General features: G+C 73.0%; 6 protein-coding genes. 1 reads left to right on the forward strand and 5 read right to left on the reverse strand.

Features of this window, described 5'->3' with window-relative positions:
- Nucleotides 1–273: 273 nt before the first annotated feature.
- The 4 genes from EAO71_RS03710 to EAO71_RS03725 form a co-directional block, all read right to left on the reverse strand.
- Entirely contained in the window at nt 274–918 is a 645-nt protein-coding gene (locus EAO71_RS03710; RefSeq protein ID WP_147976316.1) for a hypothetical protein, read from the reverse strand.
- A 72-nt stretch (nt 919–990) separates the two neighbouring features.
- Entirely contained in the window at nt 991–2,301 is a 1,311-nt protein-coding gene (locus EAO71_RS03715; RefSeq protein WP_147976317.1) for a YncE family protein, read from the reverse strand.
- A gap of 133 nt (nt 2,302–2,434) precedes the next feature.
- A complete protein-coding gene (locus EAO71_RS03720) occupies nt 2,435–2,689 on the reverse strand; it encodes a DUF6332 family protein (RefSeq protein WP_187282550.1) in 255 nt (84 codons plus the stop codon).
- Nucleotides 2,690–2,771: 82 nt separating this feature from the next.
- On the reverse strand, nt 2,772–3,353 hold the full coding sequence (locus EAO71_RS03725) for a dihydrofolate reductase family protein (protein WP_147976318.1): 582 nt from the start codon (nt 3,351–3,353) through the stop codon (nt 2,772–2,774).
- Nucleotides 3,354–3,548: 195 nt separating this feature from the next.
- On the opposite strand from EAO71_RS03725, the gene EAO71_RS03730 reads away from it, so the two are divergent.
- Nucleotides 3,549–4,253 carry an NADPH-dependent F420 reductase gene (locus EAO71_RS03730; RefSeq protein WP_261991979.1) on the forward strand — a complete coding sequence of 235 codons (705 nt, stop codon included), beginning with the start codon at nt 3,549–3,551 and terminating at the stop codon, nt 4,251–4,253.
- Nucleotides 4,254–4,421: 168 nt separating this feature from the next.
- On the opposite strand, the gene EAO71_RS03740 is transcribed toward EAO71_RS03730, so the two are convergent.
- Nucleotides 4,422–5,283: glutamate ABC transporter substrate-binding protein (locus tag EAO71_RS03740; protein ID WP_187282551.1), on the reverse strand; the 862-nt coding region annotated here is incomplete at its 5' end.

A 5,283-nucleotide genomic window follows, 5' to 3' on the forward strand; every position in this document is an offset into this window, starting at 1 on the left:
GGGCCGGCGGCACCGACGGTGGGTACCGCCACCGAGGCGGCGACGAGGGCGGCGAGCAGGGTGCGGCGCAGCCGGCGGCTGCGCGGGCGGGACGCCATGGCGTGGTCCTTCCGTACCGGGGTGGTTCTCGATTCCGGTGCCGAAGTTATGGATCACGCCAGGTAATTGACGTCCCACCAGGGGGGACACTTGCCGCGTAGCTCCGGAGTACTACGGGTAGGGGGCGCCGCGGGGCGGGCCTCATCCGGAGGAGGGACCGGGGGACGCCCGGAATCAGGGCGGCGAGGAGCGGGCGCCGCGGGGCCAGCCGTAGCCCTCGATGAACTGGTCGAGGACGGGGGACGCTCCCGTGGCGAGCAGGACGCAGGCGCCGATGCCGTCGGCGAAGGTCGCCTCGGGGCCGGCGACCGCCCGTTCCATCCGCCGCGCGGAGCTGATGCCGATCAGGCCGCCGTCGACGACGTGCTGCCAGAGTGCGGCGTGGCGCCGCCCGGGGACGACCAGTTGGCCGGTGCCGGGCGAGGGCTCGGGGCCCAGGAAGCGCAACTGGAGCTTGACCAGGGGGTCGTGGCCGCCCATGCCGGACCAGCCGGTGGCGATCTCGGTGCGGTGGTGCAGGTCCACGGCGCCGTACGTGTCGAGGAGGGCGAACGCCTCGCGCAGTTGGGGGACGACCGCGAAGGTGCGTTCGTCCTCGTGCACCTCCAGGACGAGGACGGGGTCCGGTGATCCGGGTCCCGGCCCGTCGTCGGGGGCCATGATCCCGGCGGCGGCCACGAACACCGTTCCCGCCAGGAAGTCCTGGCGGTGTCTGGCCTCGTCCTCGGGGGCGAACGGCGTCCAGCGGAGCTGCGGCTCGTGTGCCGGTTCGTCGGCCCGCTCGTCCGCCGGTCGGGGGTTGGGCTCGTCGTGGTCCACGGCAGGGAGGCTGCCCGCGGCGGCGCCCGGTACACGTCGGGTACGTCGTCGGGCGCCGCCCGGCAGTGGATTTCAGCCCTGGGCGGGACCCGTCCAGTCGGCGGGGACGTGGGCGAGGCGGACGCGCTGCGGGTGGTCGCCCACGGCCACGGAGGCGACGGCGCGTCCGGTGGCGAAGTCGATCGCGGTCACCCGGTCGGCGCCGCTCTCGGAGATCACGCAGGCGCGGCCGTCACCGCTGACCGTGGCCCAGTAGGGCTTGTCGGCCGCCACGAGCGGCCCCTCGGCGAGGGTGGCGCGGTCGACGACGGTGGCGTAGTCGTCCATGGTGGCGGCGACGCAGAGCCGCTTGCCGTCGGGGCTCATCGACAGGCCGTGGTGACGTGAGTCGTTGACCCACTTGGTGCGGTCCGGATCGGTCGCCGGGTTCTTCGGGAGGGCCTTGAGGCGGGTGACACGGTCGGTGGCGACGTCGTACTCGAGGAAGCCGTTGAAGAAGGAGACCTGGAAGTACAGCGTGGACTCGTCGGGCGTGAAGGCGACGGGCCGCACGGCGTCCGAGAGGTCCTTGCGGCCGAAGGCGTCGAGCCGGTCGCGCATGTCGATGACCCGGACCTGCTGGAAGGTGCGGGCGTCGACGACGGTGATGCGCCGGTCGCCCTTCGTCCAGTCGAAGATCGGGTCGTCGAGGGCGGTGGTGACCTCACCGATCGACATGTTCCACAGGTGGCGCCCGTCGGCGCTGAAGACGTTCTCGTGCGGCTTGTCGCCGGTGGTGAAGGAACCGACCTCCCGTCCGTCGGTGATGTCGAGGACGTGCACCTTGTTGGCGGTGGAGGCGGAGACGGCGACGCGGGTCCCGTCGGGTGAGACGGCCATGTGGTCGGAGCGGAATCCGGCGACCGGGAAGCGCCAGTTGAGCGCTCCGGTGCGCAGGTCGATCGAGACGACGTCGGCGAAGCTTGGGCGGGAGACGACCATGGCCGTGCCGTCCGGGGTGGCGTACATGTCGTCGACGAACTGGTCGTGGCCCTCGCCGGGCCCCTGCCGGATCCCGAGGAAGTAGGCGAGCTTGACCGGGTTGAGGGAGATCTCCCACATCCGGCGGCTGCGGTCGGGCACCACGTCGACCCGGCCGATCCTCCGGAACGACCCGGTCGACTCGATGACGTCGGCGGTGCCGTCCCAGTTGTTCCCGACGAACATCACCTGCCGCAGGCCGGCGGAGTCCGTCGCGGCGGCCGTTCCCGGTCCCGCGGCCGGGCCGGACGGCGCGGCGGCCACGGTCGCTCCCCCGCCGCCCGCGCCGAGCGCGAGCGCCGCGAGGGTGGCCAGCGAACCGAGCAGGAGGCGGCGTGCACCACGTTTCCGGGCAGCGGACATCCGAGTTCCTTCCGGGGTGGTCGACGCCGACGCCCTTGTGGGGAAGGCGAGTTACTCGAAAGTAAGCAGTCGCCCCGCACACCACAAGAGTCGGTACGGAAGTAGTCGCGGGCCCGGGGAGGCGGCCCCGCGTTCAGCGACCTTGACGGCGCCGCGCGTCGAAGCGGCGCAGCACCCGCACCACACGCCACACTCCGGCTGCCGCCCCGAGCAGCGCAGCCCCCTCCAACGCGCCCTCTCCCGCCGGCCCTGAGATGCCGAGAGCCCGTGCGAGGGCCAGAGCGACGGCGAAGACCACCGCGGCCAGCGCGCCGCCGGTCACCAGCGCGAAGGCGATCTCCACCGTCATTGTGTCCTTCTCCCACCGCGACTCACGCCCCATGTCCATGGCGCAAGTCTCACATCGCGGTCGGACCAGGTCACTTGGACCGACCGGCCCGACCCGCCGTCACCGAGGTACGCCGGCCGGTTCAGCCGGCGTCCCGGTCCCGGTCCCGTTCGTAGCGCAGGAGGACCACGCCGTTGCCGAACGTCCGGCTCCCGGCCAGCTTCAGCCCGGTGACGACGTCCGTCGCGGGGAAGAGGGGCTTGCCCCGGCCGATGAGCACCGGATGGACGTAGATCCGGTACGCGTCGACCAGATCCTGCGCCATGAACGCGGCGGCCAGGTCCGCGCCGGAGAGCGCCAGGTCGCCGCCCGGCTGCTCCTTGAGCGCCCGCACCTCGTCGGCGTCGACCTCCCGGACGACGGTCGTGTTCCAGTCGGCCCGCCGCAGGGTCCGGGAGTAGACCGTCTTGGGAATGTCCCGCCAGATGCCGGCGAACTCCACCATGGTCGGCGTGCTCTCCGGATCGGCGTCCGCCGTCGGCCAGAAGTCCGCCATCAGCTCGTGGGTGACGCGGCCGGCGAGAAGCCCGCCCATGGCGCGCAGCTCGTCGTTCATGTGCTGGTGGAGTTCCTCGTCGACCCGGCTCCAGCTGAGGTCGTGGTCCGGTCCCTCGATGTAGCCGTCGAGCGAGACCGACATCCACAGGACGATCTGCCGCGCCATGACTCGGTCTCCTTCGCTCTGCGCCCCGCCGGGGCGGGTGAACCCCTCGCGCCTACGGTTATAGGCCCCTCGACGGCGGATGTCGGGGATCTCGTCGCCGTCGGCCTCGTCGCTCCCCGCGGGCGGCCCGCCCGGCGCGAAGGTGACGCATCGGGGAGGCGGCAGGAATAGGGCCGCCGGGCCGGCGGTTCTGGCCTGGCGTGGCACGCGGCCGCACCCGCTCGAAAGGACGGCTCCATGAAGATCGGCATCATCGGCGCAGGCAACATCGGCGGCAACCTCACCCGCCGGCTCACCGCCCTCGGGCACGACGTGTCCGTGGCCAACTCCCGCGGACCCGAGACCCTCGCCGCGCTCGCGACGGAGACCGGGGCCACTCCCGTCACCGTCGGTGAGGCCGCGCGCGGGGCGGAGGTCGTGGTCGTCACCGTCCCGCTGCGGGCGGTCCCGGACCTCCCCGCGGACCTCTTCGCGGGCGCGGCGGACGGCTTCGCCGTGATCGACACCGGCAACTACTACCCCCGGGAGCGGGACGGCCGGATCGCCGCGATCGAGGACGACGGGCTCACCGAGAGCCGCTGGACCGAGCGGCACGTCGGCCATGCGGTGATCAAGGCGTTCAACGGCACCTACGCCTCGGACATCCTCGACCGGCCGCGCCCGGCCGGCGACCCCGAGCGCATCGCCCTGCCCGTGGCGGGCGACGACGAGACGGCGAAGCGGACCGTCCGAAGCCTCATCGACGAGCTCGGCTTCGACACGGTGGACGCGGGCGGCATCGACGAGTCCTGGCGCCAGCAGCCGGACACCCCGGTCTACGGTCTGCGCGGCGACGTCGAGGCCGTGACGAAGGCACTGGCCGAAGCGTCGCCCGAGCGCCCGGCCGGCTTCCGCGGCTGACGCGTCCACGCGGCGTGCGCGATCGTTCGAGACGGGCACGATGACGGCCCTCGGCCTCGCGGACGACTCCCTCGGCGGCGTGCCGGCGTGGTACTCGACCGTGCACCTGTGACCGGGGCGCCGTCCGAGGGATGGCCGGGCGGGCCCTCCGGGTGGCCGGCTCGCGGCTCAGTCGGCGTACGCCGCCGGTGGCGGCCCGGAGGGCGCGGCGCCCAGGGTCGGGGCGAGCCATCTGTCGTAGGAGGTCTGCCAGGGGCTGCGGGCGCCGCCCCTGCGGTAGTCCTCCAGGATGGCGTTCACCCGGCGCACCAGGTCCGTGTCGCCCTTGTTGAGCGCGACCCCGTACAGGGCGGTGTCCAGACGGGGGCCGACCAGGCGCAGCGTGGGGTCCTGTGCGGCGAGTCCGGCGGCGAGTGTGGCGTGGGTGAGGATGGCGTCGACCTTGCTCTGCTGGAGTTCGACGAGGCAGTCCAGGTGGCTCGCGGTCTCCACGGCCGTGGCGCCGGTGCCGGACCTCCGCAGCAGGTCGGCGGCCGAACTGCCCTTGCTCAGGCAGACCTTCCGGCCGCGCAGACCCGCGTCGAAGCCCTTGACGGGGGAGCCGTCGGGGACGAGCAACTGGTGCCCGGTCTCGAAGTAGACGCTGGAGAAGGCCACTTCGGTCAGCCGCTCGCAGGTGATGCTCATGGTGCGCACGATGACGTCGACCTGGCGGGACCGGAGCCTCGCGATCCGCTGACTGGGCGGCATGCTGACGAAGCGGACGGTGGCCTTGGGCCCGAGGATGTCCCGGGCGATCGCCCGGACGAGGTCGATGTCGAAGCCCGTCGGCTCCCGGGTCTGCGGGTCCCGCGACCCCCAGAGGTAGCTGTTCAGGTCCACGCCCGCGACGAGATGACCGCGCCGGCGGATCCGCTCGACGGCCGGTCCGTCGATCCGCGAGGGGCGCGGTCCGGCCTTCCGGGGATCGCAGGAGGGCGCCCGGGCCGGCACGGCGGCCGCCGTACGGGTGGGCCGGGCGCCCTCCTGC

The organism is Streptomyces sp. MS191, from assembly GCF_008042125.1.
In the GTDB taxonomy this organism is placed as follows: Bacteria; Actinomycetota; Actinomycetes; order Streptomycetales; family Streptomycetaceae; genus Streptomyces.

Coding starts and splice junctions, on each gene's coding strand:
- EAO71_RS03720 (WP_187282550.1), bottom strand. CDS start 2,689: ATGGACATGGGGCGTGAGTCGCGGTGGGAGAAGGACACAATGACGGTG.
- EAO71_RS03725 (WP_147976318.1), bottom strand. CDS start 3,353: ATGGCGCGGCAGATCGTCCTGTGGATGTCGGTCTCGCTCGACGGCTAC.
- EAO71_RS03715 (WP_147976317.1), bottom strand. CDS start 2,301: ATGTCCGCTGCCCGGAAACGTGGTGCACGCCGCCTCCTGCTCGGTTCG.